The sequence below is a fragment of the Streptomyces sp. NPDC090021 genome, from assembly GCF_044748225.1.
In the GTDB taxonomy this organism is placed as follows: Bacteria; Actinomycetota; Actinomycetes; order Streptomycetales; family Streptomycetaceae; genus Streptomyces.
Genome location: NZ_JBIVFO010000055.1, coordinates 23785 through 43098, shown reverse-complemented (window position 1 = coordinate 43098; position 19314 = coordinate 23785). Strand labels below are relative to the sequence as shown.

General features: G+C 73.9%; 21 protein-coding genes. 11 read left to right on the top strand and 10 right to left on the bottom strand.

The window, feature by feature from the left end:
* The first annotated feature begins 102 nt into the window (after positions 1-102).
* The 5 genes from ACIPXC_RS31795 to ACIPXC_RS31775 all read left to right on the top strand — a co-directional run bounded on the left by ACIPXC_RS31795 (position 103) and on the right by ACIPXC_RS31775 (position 3667).
* Entirely contained in the window at positions 103-501 is a 399-nt protein-coding gene (locus ACIPXC_RS31795) for a YidH family protein (protein WP_401624990.1), read from the top strand.
* Positions 498-815, top strand: a complete 318-nt coding sequence (locus ACIPXC_RS31790; RefSeq protein WP_401624987.1) for a DUF202 domain-containing protein — start codon at positions 498-500, stop codon at positions 813-815. Before ACIPXC_RS31795 ends, ACIPXC_RS31790 begins: the two co-directional genes overlap by 4 nt.
* A gap of 83 nt (positions 816-898) precedes the next feature.
* Positions 899-1195 carry a hypothetical protein gene (locus ACIPXC_RS31785; protein WP_401624984.1) on the top strand — a complete coding sequence of 99 codons (297 nt, stop codon included), beginning with the start codon at positions 899-901 and terminating at the stop codon, positions 1193-1195.
* A gap of 161 nt (positions 1196-1356) precedes the next feature.
* Positions 1357-2424, top strand: coding sequence for a phosphotransferase family protein (locus ACIPXC_RS31780; protein WP_401624981.1), 1068 nt, complete (start codon positions 1357-1359; stop codon positions 2422-2424).
* 10 nt (positions 2425-2434) lie between these two features.
* A complete protein-coding gene (locus ACIPXC_RS31775) occupies positions 2435-3667 on the top strand; it encodes an acyl-CoA dehydrogenase family protein (RefSeq protein WP_401624978.1) in 1233 nt (410 codons plus the stop codon).
* Between the two features lie 355 nt (positions 3668-4022).
* On the opposite strand, the gene ACIPXC_RS31770 is transcribed toward ACIPXC_RS31775, so the two are convergent.
* From ACIPXC_RS31770 to ACIPXC_RS31760, 3 genes are all read right to left on the bottom strand, one after another.
* Positions 4023-4628 carry a TetR/AcrR family transcriptional regulator gene (locus ACIPXC_RS31770; RefSeq protein WP_030661506.1) on the bottom strand — a complete coding sequence of 202 codons (606 nt, stop codon included), beginning with the start codon at positions 4626-4628 and terminating at the stop codon, positions 4023-4025.
* Between the two features lie 68 nt (positions 4629-4696).
* The gene (locus ACIPXC_RS31765; RefSeq protein ID WP_401624974.1) at positions 4697-6478 is read right to left on the bottom strand and encodes an AMP-binding protein; all 1782 of its coding nucleotides are present in this window, start codon (positions 6476-6478) and stop codon (positions 4697-4699) included.
* Positions 6463-7227 carry an SDR family oxidoreductase gene (locus ACIPXC_RS31760; protein WP_401624972.1) on the bottom strand — a complete coding sequence of 255 codons (765 nt, stop codon included), beginning with the start codon at positions 7225-7227 and terminating at the stop codon, positions 6463-6465. Before ACIPXC_RS31760 ends, ACIPXC_RS31765 begins: the two co-directional genes overlap by 16 nt.
* Positions 7228-7351: 124 nt before the next feature.
* Here ACIPXC_RS31760 and ACIPXC_RS31755 point away from each other — a divergent pair, with 124 nt between their 5' ends.
* The 4 genes from ACIPXC_RS31755 to ACIPXC_RS31740 all read left to right on the top strand — a co-directional run bounded on the left by ACIPXC_RS31755 (position 7352) and on the right by ACIPXC_RS31740 (position 11700).
* The gene (locus ACIPXC_RS31755) at positions 7352-8680 is read left to right on the top strand and encodes an exo-beta-N-acetylmuramidase NamZ domain-containing protein (protein ID WP_401624970.1); all 1329 of its coding nucleotides are present in this window, start codon (positions 7352-7354) and stop codon (positions 8678-8680) included.
* Positions 8681-8762: 82 nt separating this feature from the next.
* Positions 8763-10118 (top strand): serine-threonine protein kinase, encoded by a 1356-nt coding sequence (locus ACIPXC_RS31750; protein WP_401624968.1) that lies wholly within the window; start codon positions 8763-8765, stop codon positions 10116-10118.
* A 95-nt stretch (positions 10119-10213) separates the two neighbouring features.
* Positions 10214-10795: a hypothetical protein gene (locus ACIPXC_RS31745; protein WP_401624965.1), complete on the top strand. Its 582-nt coding sequence runs from the start codon at positions 10214-10216 to the stop codon at positions 10793-10795.
* Entirely contained in the window at positions 10792-11700 is a 909-nt protein-coding gene (locus tag ACIPXC_RS31740; protein ID WP_401624962.1) for a 3-keto-5-aminohexanoate cleavage protein, read from the top strand. Before ACIPXC_RS31745 ends, ACIPXC_RS31740 begins: the two co-directional genes overlap by 4 nt.
* Positions 11701-11818: 118 nt before the next feature.
* On the opposite strand, the gene ACIPXC_RS31735 is transcribed toward ACIPXC_RS31740, so the two are convergent.
* Both ACIPXC_RS31735 and soxR read right to left on the bottom strand, forming a co-directional pair.
* Positions 11819-12055 carry a DUF2283 domain-containing protein gene (locus ACIPXC_RS31735; RefSeq protein ID WP_401624959.1) on the bottom strand — a complete coding sequence of 79 codons (237 nt, stop codon included), beginning with the start codon at positions 12053-12055 and terminating at the stop codon, positions 11819-11821.
* A gap of 259 nt (positions 12056-12314) precedes the next feature.
* A complete protein-coding gene (soxR, locus tag ACIPXC_RS31730; RefSeq protein WP_401624956.1) occupies positions 12315-12758 on the bottom strand; it encodes a redox-sensitive transcriptional activator SoxR in 444 nt (147 codons plus the stop codon).
* Between the two features lie 104 nt (positions 12759-12862).
* Here soxR and ACIPXC_RS31725 point away from each other — a divergent pair, with 104 nt between their 5' ends.
* Positions 12863-13324 (top strand): MaoC family dehydratase, encoded by a 462-nt coding sequence (locus tag ACIPXC_RS31725; RefSeq protein ID WP_030901938.1) that lies wholly within the window; start codon positions 12863-12865, stop codon positions 13322-13324.
* On the opposite strand, the gene ACIPXC_RS31720 is transcribed toward ACIPXC_RS31725, so the two are convergent.
* The 3 genes from ACIPXC_RS31720 to ACIPXC_RS31710 form a co-directional block, all read right to left on the bottom strand.
* Positions 13315-13950: a TetR/AcrR family transcriptional regulator gene (locus tag ACIPXC_RS31720; protein ID WP_401624953.1), complete on the bottom strand. Its 636-nt coding sequence runs from the start codon at positions 13948-13950 to the stop codon at positions 13315-13317. The genes ACIPXC_RS31725 and ACIPXC_RS31720 overlap by 10 nt on opposite strands.
* Before the next feature lie 96 nt (positions 13951-14046).
* Complete coding sequence (locus ACIPXC_RS31715; RefSeq protein ID WP_401624950.1) at positions 14047-14334, bottom strand: YiaA/YiaB family inner membrane protein; 288 nt, start codon at positions 14332-14334, stop codon at positions 14047-14049.
* Between the two features lie 148 nt (positions 14335-14482).
* The gene (locus ACIPXC_RS31710) at positions 14483-15634 is read right to left on the bottom strand and encodes an acyl-CoA dehydrogenase family protein (protein WP_401624948.1); all 1152 of its coding nucleotides are present in this window, start codon (positions 15632-15634) and stop codon (positions 14483-14485) included.
* Positions 15635-15717: 83 nt separating this feature from the next.
* Here ACIPXC_RS31710 and ACIPXC_RS31705 point away from each other — a divergent pair, with 83 nt between their 5' ends.
* On the top strand, positions 15718-16410 hold the full coding sequence (locus ACIPXC_RS31705) for a TetR/AcrR family transcriptional regulator (protein WP_401624946.1): 693 nt from the start codon (positions 15718-15720) through the stop codon (positions 16408-16410).
* A 239-nt stretch (positions 16411-16649) separates the two neighbouring features.
* Here ACIPXC_RS31705 and ACIPXC_RS31700 read toward each other — a convergent pair whose 3' ends face one another.
* Both ACIPXC_RS31700 and ACIPXC_RS31695 read right to left on the bottom strand, forming a co-directional pair.
* Positions 16650-17732 carry a zinc-binding dehydrogenase gene (locus ACIPXC_RS31700; protein WP_401625004.1) on the bottom strand — a complete coding sequence of 361 codons (1083 nt, stop codon included), beginning with the start codon at positions 17730-17732 and terminating at the stop codon, positions 16650-16652.
* A 99-nt stretch (positions 17733-17831) separates the two neighbouring features.
* On the bottom strand, positions 17832-19244 hold the full coding sequence (locus ACIPXC_RS31695; protein WP_401624942.1) for an aldehyde dehydrogenase family protein: 1413 nt from the start codon (positions 19242-19244) through the stop codon (positions 17832-17834).
* Positions 19245-19314 lie beyond the last annotated feature (70 nt).

Below are 19314 nucleotides of genomic sequence, written 5' to 3'. Positions count from 1 at the left end.
GGCGCAGCGAACTCCGGCGCTTCGCGCCTCCGGGCCAAGGATGCGCTTCACCTCCGCCCTAAAGGACGGAGCGCTGCGCAAGATCAGAGGTAGATTGAACGGGTGATCGACTTCGTCAAGGACGTACGCCTGTGGTTCGCGCCGTCACGGCTGAAGGACGAGGGCGACACCCCCGACTACCGCTTCTCGCTGGCCAACGAACGTACGTTCCTCGCCTGGATCCGGACCGCACTGGCCCTGGTCGGCGGCGGATTCGCCGTCGACCAGTTCCTGCCCGACCTGCGGTGGGGAGTGCGGGTGGGCATGGCCTTCGCGCTGCTCGCGGTCGGTGCTGCCTGCGCACTGCGGGCGGTGAACCACTGGGTGCGATGCGAGCGGGCGATGCGCCGGCACGAGGACCTGCCGCTGTCACGGTTCCCGGTGGTGCTGAGTCTGGGCGTGGGACTGGTCGCGGCGGCGATGGTGGTGGTCGTGCTGCTGGGCTGGACGTCGGGGCGGTGAGCGTTCCGGGGACGGCGCGCGATGCCGGGCTGCAGCCGGAACGGACGCGGCTCGCGTGGCGGCGTACGACGCTCGCGTCCTCGGTGGTGGGGGTGCTGGCGCTGCGGCAGGCGCTGCGCGGGTCCGGCTCGTCCACCGAGGTGGCCGGGGCGGCGGTGATCGGGCTGATCTGGCTGGTGTTCCTGTGGGTGGCGCACCGCAGGATCCGGGCACTGGCGGCCGTGCGGCCGCGGGTGCTGGCGCCCCGCTCGGCGCTGGCGGTGGTCGTGTGCACGGTGGCGCTGGCGGTGTTCGCGGTGGCGGTCATCCTGTGAGCCGCCTGCCGGATTGTCCCACTTTCCCCCGACGATCGGGACACAACAGGCGATAGCCGACCATTCACACTAGTCTCGGCGCCATGACGACCCTCCACCGCGAACACCCCACGCACGAGCACGCGCACGGCCCGGACTGCGGCCACCGCGCGGTCCCGCACGGCGACCACGTGGACTACGCGCACGACGGCCATCTGCACCGGGAGCACTCGGGGCACTGGGACGAATGCGAGCCGGCCGGCCACGCCGCCCACGAGGGGCACGCCCACGCGCACGGCGCGGGCTGCGGGCACGACACGGTCCGGCACGGCGACCACGTCGACTACCTGCACGACGGACACCGGCACGCCGCGCACGACGGGCACTACGACGACCACTGACCGAGCCCACCCCTGACCGCTCCCCCGCGCCTCCACCCACGACTTTCGGCCCGCCCTCTGGACGACATACCGACTGGTCGGCATCATGGCGTGCGGAGGTGCGCCGCCGCACCTCCACTCTTCTCCCCGTCCTCGTCCACCCCACGCACGGAGGTGCGCGCATGACCTCAGCCCCGGCAGACCCCCGAGGCCTGGATCTGGAGCGGCTGCGCGGTCATCTCGACCGGGTCCGGCCGGGCCTCGTGGCCGGTGCGCTGCGCGGCCGGCTGATCGAGGGCGGCCGGTCGAACCTCACGTACGAGATCACCGACGGAACCGCCCGCTGGGTGGTGCGCAGGCCTCCGCTGGGCCACGTACTGGCCACCGCCCATGACATGCGCCGCGAGCACCGGGTCATCGCGGCGCTGCACGGGACGGCCGTGCCGGTGCCGGAGCCGGTGCTGCTGTGCGACGACGAGGAGGTGCTCGGGGCGCCGTTCTACGTCATGGAGTACGTGGACGGGGTGCCGTACCGCACGGCCGGGGAGCTGGCGGCGATCGGCCCGGATCGCACCCGGCGGGCCGTGCTCGGCCTGGTGGACACGCTGGTCGAGCTGCACGCGGTGGATCCGGAGGCGGTGGGCCTGGGCGACTTCGGCCGGCCGGAGGGCTTCCTCGACCGGCAGCTGCGGCGCTGGGGCAAGCAGCTCGCGGCCTCCCGGGGGCGCGAGCTCGCCGGGATCGACGAGCTGCACGGCACTCTGGGCCGCAAGCTGCCCCGCTCCCCCGCCCCGACCGTGGTGCACGGCGACTACCGGCTCGACAACGTGCTGATCGGCGGGTCCCCGTCCGGCAGCGACGAGATCCGGGCGGTGCTGGACTGGGAGATGTCCACACTCGGGGATCCGCTGACGGATCTGGGGCTGCTGGTGATGTACAGCTCCGACCTGGGGCTGACCGCCTCCCCGGTCAGTACGACGAGCGGGGCACCGGGGCATCCGACGCCGGGCGAACTGGTCGAGCGGTACGCGGCCCGGTCGGGGCGGGACACCGGGGCCATCGCCTGGTACACGGCCTTCGCCTGGTTCAAGCTCGCGGTGATCCTTGAGGGCATCCACTACCGCTACACGCTCGGGCAGACCGTCGGTGCCGGCTTCGACCGGATCGGCGAGCTGGTCCCGGTCTTCATCGAGCACGGACTGACCACCCTCCAGGGCCTCCATCCATTCGAAAACGGCCAGGAAGGCTGAGGCACACAGCATGGACTTCGCATTCGACGCCCGGACCGAGGAACTCCGCGAGCGGCTGCTCGCGTTCATGGAGGAGTACGTGCACCCGGCGGAGCCCGTCGCCGCCGAGCAGCGCGCACGGCTGGCCTCGCCCTGGGACACCCCGGCCGTCTTCGGTGAACTGAAGGCCGAAGCACGCCGCCAGGGCCTGTGGAACCTCTTCTTCGTGGACCAGCACGGCCTGCCGGGCGCGGGGCACGGCGCCGGGCTGACCAACCTCCAGTACGCCCCGCTGGCGGAGATCACCGGCCACAGCCCGCACCTGGCCCCGACGGCGACCAACTGCGCGGCCCCGGACACCGGGAACATGGAGCTGCTGGCCCAGTTCGGGAGCGAGGAGCAGAAGAAGCAGTGGCTGGAGCCGCTGCTGGAGGGCGAGATCCGCTCCGCGTTCGCGATGACGGAGCCCGGGGTGGCCTCCTCGGACGCGACGAACGTCGAGACCCGGATCGAGCGGGTGGGTGACGAGTACGTGGTCACGGGCCGCAAGTGGTTCATCTCCGGGGCCATGAACCCGGACTGCAAGGTCTTCGTCGTGATGGGCAAGACCGACCCGGAGGCCGCCGATCCGCGCCGCAGGCAGTCGATGGTCCTGGTCCCTCGGGACACCCCGGGGGTCGAGGTGCGCCGGGCCATGACGGTGTACGGGTACGAGGACCACGACCACGGCGGCCACGCCGAGGTGGTGTTCGACGGGGTACGGGTCCCGGCGGCGAACCTGATCGGCGAGGAGGGCGGGGGCTTCGCCATCGCCCAGGCGCGGCTCGGTCCGGGCCGCATCCACCACTGCATGCGGCTGATCGGCATGGCGGAGCGGGCCATCGAGCTGATGTGCCGGCGGGCGGTGGAGCGTACGGCCTTCGGCAAGCCGCTGGCCGCGCAGGGCGTCGTGCAGAACTGGATCGCCGACGCCCGGGTGACGGTGGAGCAGTTGCGGCTGCTGGTGCTCAAGACGGCCTGGCTGATGGACACGGTCGGGAACCGGGGCGCGCACACCGAGATCCAGGCCATCAAGATCGCGACGCCGCGGGCGGTGGTGCGGATCCTCGACGACGCGGTGCAGTTGCACGGCGCGGGCGGGGTGAGCCAGGACCTCCCGCTGGCCGGACTGTGGGCGGCGGCGCGCACCCTGCGCCTGGCCGACGGCCCGGACGAGGTCCACCAGCGCTCCCTGGCCCGAAGGGAACTGCGGCAGTACATGTAGCCGCACCGACGGGTGGGGCGGGTCGGTGGCGGGCCGCATCCGCTTCACCGTTGGGGGTGGTGCGGGCGGTGATCGAGGCCATCGGCGCGGAGCGGGTCGGCGTCCGTATCCGGTGCTCTCCCGTGAGGAGGTGGCCGCCGACGGCGGCGCACGGCGCGGCGAGCGGCTGCCGGCCGCGGGTGCCGACCTGATCGCGCTGGGCCGGGGCTTCCTCGCCAACCCCGGCCTGCCAACCCCGACCTCGTGGAGCGGCTGCGCACGGGCGCACCGCTCAACGAGATCCGGCCGGAGCTCCCGATGTACGTCCAGGGGGCGGAGGGGCACACGGACCACCCGGCCCTGGACGCCTCGGGGGTCAGGGCCGCAGCGCCCGCAGCAGCAGGTCCGCGAGGTGGTCGGCGACCTGCTGCGGCGTGAGCGGGCCGTCCGCCCGGTACCAGGTGGACAGGTGGTGCACGGACCCGAAGTGGTAGTCCACCACCAGGTCGGCGGGGGTGGCGGTGGAGAACACGCCGGTCCGCTGCCCCTCCTCGATCAGGGCCCGGAAGCGCTCGTGGTAGCGCCGGCGCTCCGCCCGTACCTGCTTGAACTTCTCCGGGCTGAGCTGGTGCATCGACCGGAAGAAGATCATGGCGTCGTCGAGGTTCTCGATGGTGGTGACGACCACGTCCGCGGCCGCGGCCCGCAGCCGCTCCTCGACGGGGGCGTCGGACGCGGCCACCGCGTCCAGGCGCTGCTGCTGCAGGCGCAGCATCCGCGCGTACACCTCGTGCAGGAGGTCGTCCTTGGACCCGAAGTAGTGGTAGAGGGCGCCCTTGGTGACTCCGGCCGCCTCGACGATCTCCTGGACGGAGGTGCGGTCGTAGCCGCGCTCGGCGAACAGCCGGGTGGCGACGGCCAGCAGCCGCTGCGGTACCGGGGCTTCGTGCGTCCCTGCGGGTTCCGTGGTCCTGGCCGCCATGGTGCTGACCTTCCCTTTCTCGTTCCTGCCTGGTCAGTGCGACCAGCTGTACGACCGTCCGACTGTTTTCAGCCGCGATCGCGCAGTTCTCGTCGCAGGATCTTGCCACTGGTCGTCTTCGGAAGGACAGGCAGGATCTCGACCTGACGCGGGTACTTGTACGCGGCGATGCGCTCGGCGCAGTGGGCGGCGAGTTCCTCCGGCTCGGCCGAGGTGCCGGGGCGCAGGCTCACGTAGGCCTTCACGCTCTCCCCGCGGTACGGATCGGGGACGCCGACCACCGCTGCCTCGCGGACGGCGGGGTGGGTGTAGAGCACGTCCTCGACCTCGCGCGGCCAGACCTTGAAGCCGGACGCGTTGATCATGTCCTTCTTGCGGTCGACGACGTAGAGCCAGCCGTCCGCGTCCATGAAGCCGACGTCCCCGGTGCGCAGTTCGCCGTCCGGGAAGGCCTCGGCGGTCTCGTCGGGCAGGCCCCAGTAGCCGGGTACGACCTGGGGGCCGCGGACGGCGATCTCGCCGGTCCGGCCGAAGGGGAGCTCGGCCCCCTGCTCGTCGAGGATGCGGACGACGGTGTCGGTGCCGGGCAGGCCCACGGAGAGGGTGCCGGAGGCGGGGTCGACGGGGGCTTCGAGGTGTACGGGCACGCTGGCGCACGGGGCGGTGCACTCGGTGAGGCCGTAGCCGTTGCGGAGGTAGAAGCCGAAGGCCGTGCGCAGCCGTTCGACGAGCGCGGGCGGGAGCGGTGCGCCGCCGGAGGAGAGCACCTGGAAGGAGGCGAAGTGGTCCGGGGTGACGGCGGGGTGGGCGGCCAGGGCCATGAAGGCGGTGGCCGGGCCGACGGCGTAGGCGGGGCGGTGTTCCAGGAAGGCGTCGAGGACGGCGCCGGCGTCGAAGCGGTGGGCGAGGACGAGGGTGCCGGCGTTGACGAAGCAGGCCGTGAGCTCGCAGACCATGCCGGTGATGTGGAAGAGGGGCGCGAGGGCGAAGTAGCCGGCACCCTCGGCGATGGGGTGGGAGGTGACCTGGCGCACGGCGTTGTAGGTGAGCGCGCCGTGCGGGTTCATCGCGCCCTTGGGGGTGCCGCTGGTGCCGGAGGTGTAGCTGATGAGGGCGGTGTCGGCGGCGGTGAGTCCGGGGCCGTCCGGGGCGGGCCGCCGGGCACGGGCCACGGTGAGGAGGTCGGCGGTGTGGGGACCCGGGGGTCCGGCGGCGGCGTCCGCCGGCCCGGCCGTCTGACGCGGTACGGAGGGGCTCTCCGGGTCGGGCGCCGGGCCGAGGACACGCGGGTCGTTGCGGGTCTGGACGTCCCGGTCCGATGCGGTCAGCACGGTCCGTACGGCGGTGCCCCGTACGGCTTCCCGCAGGTACGCCGTCCAGGCACGGCCGTCGCACACGAGCGCGGCGGCCCCGGAGTCGTGCAGGGCGTGACCGACCTCGCCGGACTTGTACATGGGGTTGAGGGGGACGACTACGGCCCCGGCCTTCCAGGCGCCGAGGACGGCGAGCACGAAGTGCGGGGTGTTCTGGAGCATGACCGCGACCCGGTCGCCGTGGCCGACGCCCCGTGCCGCGAGGTGTCCGGCGACGGAGTCGGAGTACGCGTCGGCCTCGGCATAGCCGATCCGGCCGTCGAAGTAGGCGAGCGCGGTGCGTTCGGGGGCACGGGCGACGGCCGCACGGAAGGCGTGCAGGACGGTCGGCGGTGGTGCGACGGGCGCCAGCTGGGCCGGGGAGAGCAGTCCGCGCCAGGGCCGGGCGGCGTAGCGGGAGCCGTCGGCGGAGGCCGGTGCGGGAGCGGAGCCCGAGCCGGGGCCGGAGCCGTCGGCGGAGGTCACCTGGTCTCCCATGTCTGCTGGAGGTGGTTCATGCCGCTCAGCCAGCGGTCCGGCTCGGTGGCGCGGCCCGCGTAGTGGTCGGCGACCTCGGGGTGCGGGAGGATCAAGAAACGGCCCTTCTCCATGCCGTCGAACAGTGCGTCCGCGACCGCTTCCGGCTCGATCGCGGTCGGTGCGAGGACGAGTTCGCCCGCCGAGCCCGCGGCGGTCAGCATGTCGGTGCGCACTCCTTGCGGGCAGATGGCGTGGACCTGGACACCGCGGTGCCGGTAGGTCAGCGAGAGCCATTCCGCGAAGGCGAGCGCACCGTGCTTGGTGACACTGTACGGGGCGGCCCCGATCATGCTGAGCAGTCCCGCGGCGGAGACGGTGGAGACGAAGCGGCCGGCCCCCCGCTCCAGCCAGTCGGGCAGCAGCAGCCGGGCGGCCCGGACATGGGCCATGACGTTGACGTTCCAGGCCGCTTCCCAGACGGCCTCCTCGGCGTCGGCGTCGCCGCCCGCGGCGAGGCCGGCGTTGGCGCAGTACACGTCGACGGTCCCGCCGAGGGCATCGCGGGCCTCGGCCGCGATCCGAGAGGCGTCGCCCGGCAGCGGGACCGCCCGGTCGCCGATGGCGCCCGCGACCTCCGCGGCCCTGGCGGGGTCGAGGTCGTTGACGACCACGGTGGCACCCTCGGCCGCGAAGCGGTGGGCGAGCGCGGCGCCGATGCCGCCGCCCGCGCCGGTGACGACGACTCGCTGGTCCTGGTACGCGCTCACGGGATCACACCTCTCGTACGGGCCGGGGCGGCCGGGGGCGGCCGGGGTGGCCGGGTTCCGGATCCGGGCAGACTAACCAGTCGGTATGTCAGGGCGGAAGGGGCACGGCCCTTAGCGTGTCGGGATGACGCTGTCGCGACGCGGGGTGCTGGGGCTGGCGGGGGCCGTGGGATCGGCGGGTGCGATGGGCGCCCTGGGCGCCGCCGGGACGGCCGGGACGCTCGGGAGGGCCGGGGCGGCCGGGACGGCGGGAACGCTCGGGACGGCCGGAGCCGCCGGGGCTTCCCCGCCGCGGGCGGCGGACCGGGTGCGCACCGGCTTCGAGCGGCTCGCCGCGGACGGGTACGCCGTCCTGGCCGGACAGCGGGTCGGGGTGGTCACCAACCCCACCGGGATCACCCCGGACGCCCGGCACCTGGTCGACGTGCTGCACGCGGACGGACGCGTCGACCTCGTCGCGGTGTTCGGGCCCGAGCACGGCTTCCGCGGGACGGCGCAGGCCGGGGACTCCGAGGGGGCCTCGCGGGACCCGGCGACCGGGCTGCCGGTGTACGACACGTACGACAAGAGCGGGCAGCGGCTCGCCGACGTGTTCACGGCGGCCGGGGTCGACACCGTCGTCTTCGACATCCAGGACGTGGGGGCGCGCTTCTACACCTACATCTGGACCCTCTACGACTGTATGCGCGCGGCGGCCCTCGCCGGCAAGGCGGTGGTCGTCCTGGACCGGCCCAATCCGGTGGGCGGTCGGCGGGCCGCGGGCCCGGTGCTGGAGCGGCCGTACGCGAGCTTCGTGGGCCGGGAGCCGATCGCGCTCGCGCACGGGATGACCGCGGCCGAGCTGGCGCGGCTGTTCAACGGCGAGTTCCTGGGCGCCGCCCCCGTCCGGCTGACCACGGTGGCGATGTCCGGGTGGCGGCGCGGGTCGTTCTTCGGGGAGACCGGGCTGCCGTGGGTGCCGCCGAGCCCGAACATGCCGACACCGGACACGGCCCTCGCGTACGCCGGCACCTGCCTGTTCGAGGGAACGAACCTCTCCGAGGGGCGCGGCACGACCACGCCCTTCGAGGTGCTCGGGGCCGAGGGCGTCGACCGGCGGTGGGCGGAGGCGGCGAACGCGCTGGGGCTGCCGGGGGTGTGGTTCCGGGAGGCCTACTTCACCCCGGCCTTCTCCAAGCACGTGGGAAAGGTCTGCGGCGGGGTCCGGCTGATCGTGCACGACCGGGAGTCCTTCGACCCGGTACGGGCGGGCATCGGGCTGCTGGTCACCGCGCGCCGGGTGTGGAGCGGCTTCGCCTGGCGCTCGGACCAGTGGATCGACCGGCTGACCGGCTCGGACCGGGTACGGAAGCTGATCGACGCGGGCGCCGGTGTGGAGGAGGTCGCGGGCGACTGGGCGGCGGGTCTGTCCCGCTTCGAGGCGGTTCGCGCGCGGTACCTGCTCTACCCCTGAGCCGAGCGCGCCGGGGGGCTGGCCGGGCGGGCGCCGCAGCAGGATGCTGACTGCACCGGAGGCACGGCGTGAAGGGGGAGTCATGGCGGACGTCGGTGGCGGATTCGGCTTCGGGACGGGGACCGGGATCGGGATCGGGGTGGGGCCGTACGCGGAACTCACCTTCGACTCCGAAGGGGACGTGGACCGCGCCTCGCAGGGAGCGGTGGCCCGGATGGAGGCAACGGACGTGCTCGTCTTCGCGCACGGCTGGAACAGCGACCGGTCCACGGCGACCCGGCTCTACGACCGGTTCTTCGCGCCCTTCCCCGCGTTGGTGGGGCCGGGGGTGCGGCTGGGGTACGTGGGGGTCGTGTGGCCGTCGATGCGGTTCTCCGACGAGCCGATACCCGACTTCGAGGCGGCCGGCGCCCTCGCGGAACCGGGCCACGGCGGCGCGCTGGACCCCGCTACCCGGCAGGCGCTCGGGCAGTTCTGGCCGGGGCGGGGCGCGGAGCTGGACCGGCTGGCGGAACTGCTGGCGGAGCGGCCGGAGTCGGCGGCGGCCTTCATCGAGTTCGGCGCGCTCGTGCGCGAGCTGGCCGGTGTGGACGCCGTGCACGCGGTGGCCGGGCCGGCGGTCCCCGCGATCTTCACGGACGACGTGCTGGAGGTCTGCCGGGCCCTCACCCTGGCTCTGGCCAGGGCCGGGGCCGAGACGGAGGCGGAGGCGGGGGCGGGGGCGGAGGCGGGGGCCGCCGTCGCCGAGGTGCCGGGGCTCACGGTCGGCGGCGGCCTGAGCGGCCTGTGGGGCGGCGCCAAGGAACTGCTGCGCCAGGCGGCGTACTACAAGATGAAGAAACGGGCGGGTGTTGTCGGTGAGCGGGGGCTGGGCCCGGTACTGGCGGAGCTGGCGGCGGGCCGCCCCGCCCTGCGCTTCCACCTGATCGGGCACAGCTTCGGGGCGCGGGTGGTGTCCTTCTCACTGCGCGCGGTGCCGGACGGGGCCCGGTACGTGAGGTCCGTGACCCTGCTGCAGGGCGCCTTCTCCCATTACGCCTTCGCCGACCGGCTGCCGCACGACAGGGGCCGCGGCGGAGCCCTGCGCGGCCTGCACCGGAAGGTCGACGGACCGGTGGTGGCCTGCCACTCCCGCCACGACTCGGCCCTCCGGGTCTTCTACCCGCTGGCGTCCCGGATGGCGGGTGATTCGGCCGGTCTGCTCGGCTTCGACGAGCGGTGGGGCGCGATCGGGCACGACGGGGTCCGCGCGGTGGCGGGGACACCACGGCTGAGCCTCGACACCGCCCTGCGCGACGGGGTGCCCGCGGCGGGTTGCGTCAGCGTGGACGCAGGCTCCGTCGTGCGGCGCGGCGGCGCGCCCTCGGGGGCGCACAGCGACATCTGCCACGAGGAACTGGCCCGGGTGGTGGTGTCCGCGGGACGTATGGGGCGCTGACTTCCGGCCATGTGCCACCCGCACGCCTCGTCCGCCCCCGCATGCGCCCGCTCCCGACCGGGCATGTTGGGCACATCGGCGGAGGTGATGGCGTGATGGCGGGATTCCGGAGTCTGGCCTACCAGGTGCGCGACGCGCGCAATGACCGGGCCCTGCGGCGCCACTCGCTGCGCCGCTGCCTGGAGCGCTTCGCGCCCTACGGGCACCGGGCCACCTGGTGGCACCTGTGCGACCGGCACGGGATCGCCCCCGAGGACCGGGGAGCCGACCCGCTGCGGCTGGTCGCCGCGCTGGAGGAGCTGGAGGACGCGCGGAGGGTCTGGCTGGAGTACGAGCGCCAGTTCGCGGAACGGCGTCGGCGGGAGAAGCACCACGGGCTGCGCCGACCGGAGTGGGCGTGGGGCGGGAGCGGGGACGCGGTGGTGCGCTGCGCGGACCCGTGGGTACGGCCGGAGGGCGCGCTGGGCGAGGTGCTGCGGCGGCTGGTCCGGGCGCTGGAGTCGGAGCCGGGGACGGCCTGTCCGGTGTGCGGGGACACCGAGCTGCGGTGGCCGGAGGTGGCTCCGGTGGGCCCCTGGGAGGGGGCGCCGACCTGGGACGGACCGGTGTGCGCGGGCTGCGGGATCGTGGTGCCGAGACCGGCCCTGGCGGACTTCCCCGCGGCGGGCGCGGCGTGAGAACGGCGGCCCGCCCGGCCGTGGTGTCGCTCAACGGTTCGCGCGGTGCCGCGGACGGGCCCGCCGTGCCGATGTCGCCGCAGGACCTGGCGGAGTCGGCGGTGCGGGCGGTCGCCGCCGGGGCGGCCGAGGTGCTGGTGCACCCGCGGACGCCGTGCGGGCGGGAGAGCCTTTCGCCGCGGGTGGTCGGGCCGCTGCTGGAGGTACTGCGGGGCGCGGGGGTCGGCGTGCCGCTGACCGTGCCGGCGAGCATCGACGCCGAGCCGGATCCGGCGGAGCGGCGGGCGCGGGTCCGCGCGTGGACGGTCCTGCCGGACCGCGCGGTGGTGCACTTCGCAGAGCCGGGAGCGGCCGCACTGGCTCTGGCCCTGTTGGAGCGGGGGGTCGCGGTGGACGCGGTGGTCCCGGTGGGCACGGTGGTCCCGGTGGGCGCCGTGAACGCGGTGGTCCCGGCGGCCGGCCCGGCCGGCCCTGAGCCTCTGGAGCGGCTCCGGTCCTGGCTGGAGCGGATCCCGAGCGGCAGCCGCGGTCGGGTCCGCGTGGCCGCGGAGATCACCGAGCCACTCGCCGAGGCCCCCTTCACCGTGCCCGGCCGCCCTGCCGAGCCCGGGCGCCGCACCGGACCCGGCCTGCCCGCCGGGTTGCGGGGGCCGGGGACGGGAGGGGTGCTGCTCTTCGGGCGGGACGGGGCCTCGTGGCCGGCGCTGCGGCTGGCCGCCCGGTGCGGCACGGCCGCGCGCACCGGCGTAGGCGATGTGCTGCACCTGCCGGACGGACGGCCGGCACGGTCCAACGCCGAACTGGTCGCGGCGGCCCGGGCACTGCTGCCGCCCGGTCGGCCTTCTCCGCAATGGCGTGCCGGATCGACCGTGCGCGCGGGTGGCGACGTGACCGGCGGTTGCTGAAACGGCGACAGCGCCGGGCAGCGGCCGTCCGCACTCGGACGGAGCGCGGTGGTGAAGCCGCCGCGCGAGCGGTCGAGCGCTTCACCGCCCGGACCGCCTCCGCCGGCAGGTGGATGACTCACCCGGTCGGCGGACTCGACTCACGGCCGATCCTCTCGGCAACGCCCAGCAGATCGGGGTGCAGCCGGCGTCCGGCGGCGAACAGTTCGATGCCCGGCAGCCGGCCCTCCGAGTCGTAGTCGAGTACGGCCATGTCGTCCTCGGCGGGCACCTGCCGGACAGCCTCCCCTGGGGCGATCCTGTCGACGAGGTGGATGTACGCCGTATCCGCCGAGGCGTCGTATGCGACCCGCACTGCCGGCCCTCCCTGCCGTTCACCTGCCCCGGGTGTCAGACCCTGGCTTCATCGGGAGCGTACGGCAATCGAAGATCGCCAGGACAGCTTCTGGCTAGGGCCTGTATTGAGTTGCCCCGCGGCGTCGCGACGCCCGGCACGCACCCTCGGCGCACGAGCCGAATGTCCTAGTAGCTCCGCTACGAGGACATTCGTCCCGCACGCCGAGGGCACGCACCGAACGCCGCTCCTTGCTCCACGGGGCAACTCAATACAGGCCCTAGAGCCGCGAGCCGGTGAGTCGTTCGCCGAAGACGTCGTCCGGGTTGGACAGGGCACAGGTCTCCATCGAGAGGCAGCCGCAGCCGATGCAGTCCGTCAGGTGGTCGCGCAGACGGGCGAGTCGGCCGATGCGCTCGTCGAGCTCGGCGCGCCAGGCCTCGGAGAGGCGGGCCCAGTCCTCGCGGTTGGGGGTGCGCTCCTCGGGGAGCTGGGCCAGTGCCTCACGGATGCTGGCGAGCGGGATGCCCACCCGCTGGGCCGCGCGGACGAAGGCCACCCGGCGCAGCGCGTCACGGGTGTAGCGGCGCTGGTTGCCGCTCGTGCGGCGGCTGCTGATCAGGCCCTTGGACTCGTAGAAGTGGAGCGCCGAGACGGCCGCGCCGCTGCGGGCGGACAGCTGACCGACGGTGAGTTCGTGGATTTTCTCGGGAATCTGCGGCACCCGGCCGAGGGTAGTCGGAGGTCCGTTGACATACACATACGGTCCCAGCATGCTGAGCAAGCGCTTATTCGTCCGTCAGTGGTCCGCGAGAGACAGGAACAGGCATGGCCGAGCCCAGGGTCTTCACGTCCGCCGAGGAACTGCACGCCGGGATCGGCGAACCGCTCGGCCCCAGCGGGTGGCTGGAGGTGGACCAGAAGCGGATCGACCTCTTCGCGGACGCGACCGGCGACCACCAGTGGATCCATGTGGACCCCGAGCGCGCCGCGACCGGACCCTTCGGCTCCACCATCGCGCACGGCTACTTGACGCTGTCACTGCTGCCCAGCCTGGTACCGCAGGTCATGCGGGTCGAGGGCATGCGGATGGGCCTCAACTACGGCACGAACAAGGTCCGTTTCCCGGCCACCGTGCCGGTCGGCTCACGGCTGCGCGCCACCGCCGTGATCACGGAGGTGGCGGAGGCGGGCGGCGGCGTACAGGTCACGGCGACCGTCACGGTGGAACGCGAGGGCGGCGAGAAGCCGGTGTGCGTGGCGGAGTCGGTGTCCCGCTACTACTTCTGAGGGCCCGACCGCGCGCCCACCATGCGGAGCACGAGGTCGGCGTAGAGCGCACCGACCTCGTCGGGCGTGCGCTGTCCGGCCACGCTGAACCAGCGGGCCACGTCGATGCACAGCGACAGCACGGCGAGGGTGGTGCCCGGCACGTCGGGGACGTCGAACTCCCCCGCCGCGACCCCGTCGGCGAGGATGCGGCGCACGGCGGCGTCGCTGCGCCGGCGCAGTGCCACGATCTCGGCGCGGTGCTCCGGGGCGAGGGCGTCGAGCTCGTACTGGACCACGCGCGCGGTGGTGTGGTGCGCGGCGTGCCACCGTACGAAGGACCGCACGGCGGCGTCGAGGCGCTCGGCGGCGCAGCCCGGGCCGTCAGCGGCGACCGTGAGGATCTCCAGCGCCTTGTCGTGCCCGATCCGGCTGATCCGGTGGAGCAGTTCTTCCTTGGTCTTGTAGTGGATGTAGAGCGCTGCCGGGCTCATGCCGGCGCGGCCCGCGATGTCGCGGGTGGTGGTGGCGTGGTAGCCGCGCTCGGCGAAGGCGTCGACGGCGGCGACGAGCAGCCGCCGTGCGGCGTCCGGGGTGACCTCGGACCACGGCCGGTAGCCGTCGGCCGTGTCCTCCGCGCTGTCCATCGCTCGCTCACCTCTTCACCGTTCGGGAGTGAACACCCTACACGGGGGGTGAGCAAGCGCTTAGCGTTCTCGGGCCGGCCTGGCCGGCGGCGCGGACTACTTCGGCGCGAAGGGGTCGTACTCGGCCAGGATCTTCTCCATTCTGGCCTGATCCACCCGGCTGACGATCTGCGTGACCTCCTGCCGGTCGCGGATCACCTTGGCGAGGGTGAAGGCCGAGGTGGTGAGGTAGAGGACCGCGATCCCGAGGAAGGCGCGGACCCAGCCGTCCGCCTCCAGCCGGTAGATCCCCACGGCCACGGCGACGAGGGCGATGGCGAAGGAGGCGACGGCCTGTCCGTAGTACGCCCCCGTGCTCTGCTGTTTGACCGGTGTCTCGTTCATGCGTCGAGCATCGCGGCGCGGCGCGGCGGTGCGCATCCGCGCGCGTACTCATACCGGTGGCACCGGTACTCACCCGCGGGGGCGGGGCGGGGGCGCGGACGGGGGCGGGGGCGCGGACGGGGACGGGGGCTGGGGCGGGGCGGGGCGGCTAGAAGGCGGAAACCCCGGTGCGGGCTCGGCCGATGAGGAGCTTCTGGATCTGGCTGGTCCCCTCGTACAGGGTGGCCACGCGGGCGTCGCGCAACAGCTTCCCCGTCGGGTACTCGTCTATGTATCCGTAACCGCCGTGCACCTGCAGGGCGTTGCCCGCGGCGCGCACGGCGGCCTCGGAGGCGAACAGCTTGGCGGTGGAGGACTCGGTGGCGAAGGGCTGCCCGCGGTCGATGAGGTCCGCGACGCGCCAGGTCAGCAGCCGGGCCGCGTCCACGTCGACCGAGATGTCCGCGATCAGCTCCTGGACCAGCTGGTGCTGGGCGATCGACTTGCCGAACTGCTCGCGGTGGGCGGCGTAGGAGACGGCCGCGTCCAGGGCGGCCTGCGTGATGCCGACACAGCCGGCGGCCACCGACATGCGCCCCTTGGCGAGGGCGGACATGGCCACCGAGAAGCCCTTGCCCGGCGGGCCGAGCAGTGCGGAGGCGGGCACGCGGACGCCGTCGAGGACGAGTTCGGCGGTGGGCTGCCCGCGCAGGCCGAGCTTGCCGTGGATCTCACGGCGGGTCAGGCCGGGGGTGCCGGTGGGGACGAGGAAGGCGGAGACCCCGCGGTGGCCCGGCTCCTCGCCGGTGCGGGCGAAGAGCAGCACGACATCGGCCCAGGTGCCGTTGCTGATGAACGTCTTGGTCCCGTGGAGGACGTACGAGTCCCCCTCGCGTACGGCGCGGGTGGCGAGGTTCGCGGCGTCGGATCCGGTGCCGGGCTCGGTCAGCCCGAAGCAGCCGAGCGCGTCGCCGGAGCACAGGCGGGGCAGCCAGGCGCGCTTCTGCTCCTCGTTCCCCCAGGTGGCGACGGTTTTGGCGACCAGGCCGAGGGAGACGGAGACGATCCCGCGCACGGCGGAGTCGCCACGGCCGAGCTCCTCGGTGACCAGGACGTAGGAGAGGTGGTCGCCGCCGGAGCCGCCGTACTCCTCGGGGACGGTCAGTCCGAGGAAGCCGAGCGCGGCCAGCTTCTTCACGACGGCCCGGTCCACGCTCTCGGCGCGGTCCCACTCGGCGGCGTACGGGACGATCTCCCGCTCGGCGAACTCGCGGGCGAGCCGGCGTACGGCGCTCTGCTCCTCGCTCAGCTCCAGATTCACCGGGACCTCCTCCAGGGCGGGTGGCGGGTGGGGCCGGAGCCGTTTTAACTAGCACCGGTAGTTTATGGCGGGCAGGCTTTACTATGTGCCGCATGGCCAGACCGCGCAAGCCCCTTCTCAGCCGGGACCGCATCGTCGAGGCGGCCGGGGAGCTGGTCGACGCGGAAGGGCTGGAGGCCGTGTCGACCCGGCGGCTGGCGGCCGCGCTCGGGGTCAGCGGGCCCTCGCTCTACAACCACTTCCGCACCAAGGACGAGATCCTGGACGCGGTGGCGGACGCGGTGAGTTCGCGGGTCGACCTGTCGATGTTCGAAGGCGCCGGGGGCAGCGGTGGGGCCGGGAGCGCGGACGGGCAGGACTGGCGGGGCGCCCTGCGGGCGTGGGCGCACTCGTACCGGGACGCCCTGGCCGACCATCCCAACCTCGTGCCGGTGCTGGCGCGCGGGCCCCGGCGCCGCCCGGCGGGCCTGCGGGTGGCCGACGCGGTGTTCGGCGCGATGACCGCGGCCGGGTGGCCGGCGGCGCATGCGACGCGGATCGGAGCGCTGATGCGGTACTTCATCCTGGGCTCGGCGGTCGGTTCCTTCGCGCGGGGGTTCGTCGACGACCGCGCGGCGTACGACCCGGCGGACTACCCTCATCTGGGCCAGGCCCACCTGCTGGCCGAGCGGCAGCGCGAGGTGGACGAGGGCGCGTTCGAGACGGGCCTGGAGGCGCTGCTGGACGGCCTGGCCCTCCAGTACGAGGCGCTGCGGCGCGGGGAGCGGCCCGCCTGACCCGGCGGGGCCGCCGCCCGGCGGCGACCGTGCGGCAGCTCCGGCTACAGAGTCCGGGGCGCGGAGCCGGGGGCGCGGAACCGGGTGCGGCGTCCGGGGCAGGGGGAGCGAGGGGCCGGGGGCGGAGTCCGGGGCCGGGTACGCGGAGCCGGGGCCGGAGTCCGGGGCCAAAGGCGAGGCCGGGGGGTTCCGCGCCGGGGGCGCGAGGGGCCGGGGGCGCGAGGGGCCGGGGCGGGGTGTTAGCCGAAGACGACGAGGGAGCGGCCGCCCTTGCCGGCCAGCATCGCTTCGAAGGCGGCTGGGATGTCGTCGAGGGTGATCCGGTCGGTCACCAGGGCGCCCAGGTCGAGGCGGCCCGCGCGGACGTGCTCGGCGATCACGGGGAGGTCGCGGGCGGGGTCGCTGTTGCCGTAGACGCAGCCGGTGAGGGTGCGGGCGAAGTGGAAGATCTCCAGGGCGTGGAAGGTGACCTGCTGCTCCTTGCCGCCGATACCGACGACCGTGGTGCGGCCGCCGCGGCGGGTCGACTCCCACGCCCAGCGGATGGTCTCGGCCCGGCCGACGCACTCGACGGCGACGTCCGCGCCCCGCCCACCGGTGAGTGCGCGGACCTCCCGGGCGGTGGTGTCCGAGGCGAGCACGAAGTCGGTGGCTCCGGCCGCGCGCGCCAGTTCCTCCTTGGCCGGTGAGATGTCGACGGCGATGACCGGCCCCGCCTGCGCGATCCGGGCAGCCTGGAGCGCGGCCAGGCCGACCCCGCCGACGCCGAAGACGACCACCGACTCGCCCGGGCGGACCTGGGCACTGTGGTGGACCGCCCCGTAGCCGGTGAGGACGGCGCAGCCGAGCAGCGCGGCCTCGGCGAGCGGGATCCCCGCGGGTGCGGGCAGCACGCAGTCGGCCGCGACGACGGTCTCCTCGGCGAACGCGGCCACGTTCAGCCCGGGGTGCAGTGCGGTGCCGTGGACGTCGTGTGCGTGGACGTTCCCGACCCCGGCGAGCGCGGTCGCGCACAGCCAGACCTCGCCGATGGTGCAGTGATGGCACGTCCCGCAGGACGGGGCCCAGTTGAGCACCACGCCGTCGCCGGGCGCGACGTGGGTGACGCCCTCACCGACGGCGAGGACCGTGCCCGAGCCCTCGTGGCCGAGGACGGCGGGTACGGGGACCCGCATGGTGCCGTTGGTGAGGGAGAGGTCGGAGTGGCAGACGCCGGCCGCGGCCAGCCGGACGCGTACCTGCCCCGGCCCGGGATCGGGCAGCACGATGTCCCCGATCTCCAGCGGTGCTCCGACGGCGGGCAGGATGGCGGCGCGGACCATGGTCGTCGTCTCGACTTTCCGGTACGGGGGCGGGGGCAGGGGCGTGCGCATGCAGCGGGTGGAAGTGGTACGGCCGCGGGTGCTGCGGCTGCCACTGGTTCAGAACTGCAGGGACTTGGTCTGGAGGTACTCCGCCAGGCCGTGGGGGCCCAGCTCTCGGCCGACGCCCGACTGCTTGTGGCCGCCGAAGGGCGCGAGGATGTTGTAGCGGCCGCCGTTGATGTCCACCTGCCCGGTGTCCATGCGGCGCGCGAAGGCGGCGGCCGTCTCCTCGTCCGCGGCCCAGACGGCGCCGCCCAGGCCGTAGACGGTGCCGTTGGCGATGCGCAGGGCCTCTTCCTCGTCCTCGTACGCGAGGATCGACAGCACCGGGCCGAAGATCTCCTCCTGGGCGATGGTCATGTCGGAGGTCACGTCGGCGAACACGGTCGGGGCGACGAAGTAGCCCTGCTCGTACGGCGCGTCCGACCCGCCGGCGACCAGGCGCGCGCCCTCCTGCACTCCCTTGGCGATGAAGCCGCGGACGCGCTCGTACTGCTTGGCGTTGACGACGGGGCCGACGCGGGTGCCCTCCGCACGGGGGTCGCCGGTGGGGTGGTCGGCGACGGCGGCGACCGCGAGCGAGACGGCCTCCTCGTACTGGTCCCGGTGGACGAGCATCCGGGTGAGTGCGTTGCAGCTCTGACCGCTGTTGTTCATGACGTGGCCGACGCCGGCCGCGACGGCCCTGGGCAGGTCGGCCCCGGGCAGGATGACGTTCGCCGACTTGCCGCCCAGTTCGAGGGCGACGCGCTTGACCGCTGCGCCGGCCGTGGCGCCGACCTGCTTGCCGACGGCTGTCGAGCCGGTGAAGGAGACGAAGTCGACTCCCTCGTGGGCGGCCAGGGCCTGGCCCGCGACCGGGCCCGTACCAGTCACCAGGTTGAAGACTCCGGCCGGGATCCCCGCCTCGTGCACGGCCTCGGCGAAGAGCTGCGCGGTCAGCGGGGTGTCCTCCGCCGGCTTGAGGACGAGGGTGCAGCCGGCGGCGAGAGCGGGTGCCACCTTTGCAACGACTTGGTACAGCGGATAGTTCCAGGGCGTGATGGCCCCGACCACGCCGACCGGTTCCAGCAGGACGGTGGAGTTCCCGATGCGCTCCTCGAAGGCGTACGAGGCGGCGAGGTCGACGTAGGTGGAGACCACGGCGATCGACGCTCCGACGTGGACGGCCCTGGCGAAGGGGAGCGGGGCGCCGAGTTCCGCGGTGACGGTCTCGGCCAGCTCCCCCTTGCGGTCCTGCAGAGCGTCGCGGAGTGCGCCGATCAGGGCGGCCCGCTCGGCCGGGGGCGTGGCCGCCCAGCCGGGCAGGGCCGCGCGGGCCGCGCGTACGGCCGCGTCCACGTCCTCCTCGGTGCCGGCCGGGACCTGGGCGATGACCTGGCCGTCGGCCGGGTTGACGACGTCGATCCGGCCGGTTCCGACGGCGGGCCGCCATGCGCCGTCGATGTACATCCCGTCCTGGGCCTTCATGGCATTCCTCCCGAGTACGCAGGTGCGCGTGGTCCGACCTCTCCGTCACCCTACAAACCAGCGTCGGTCG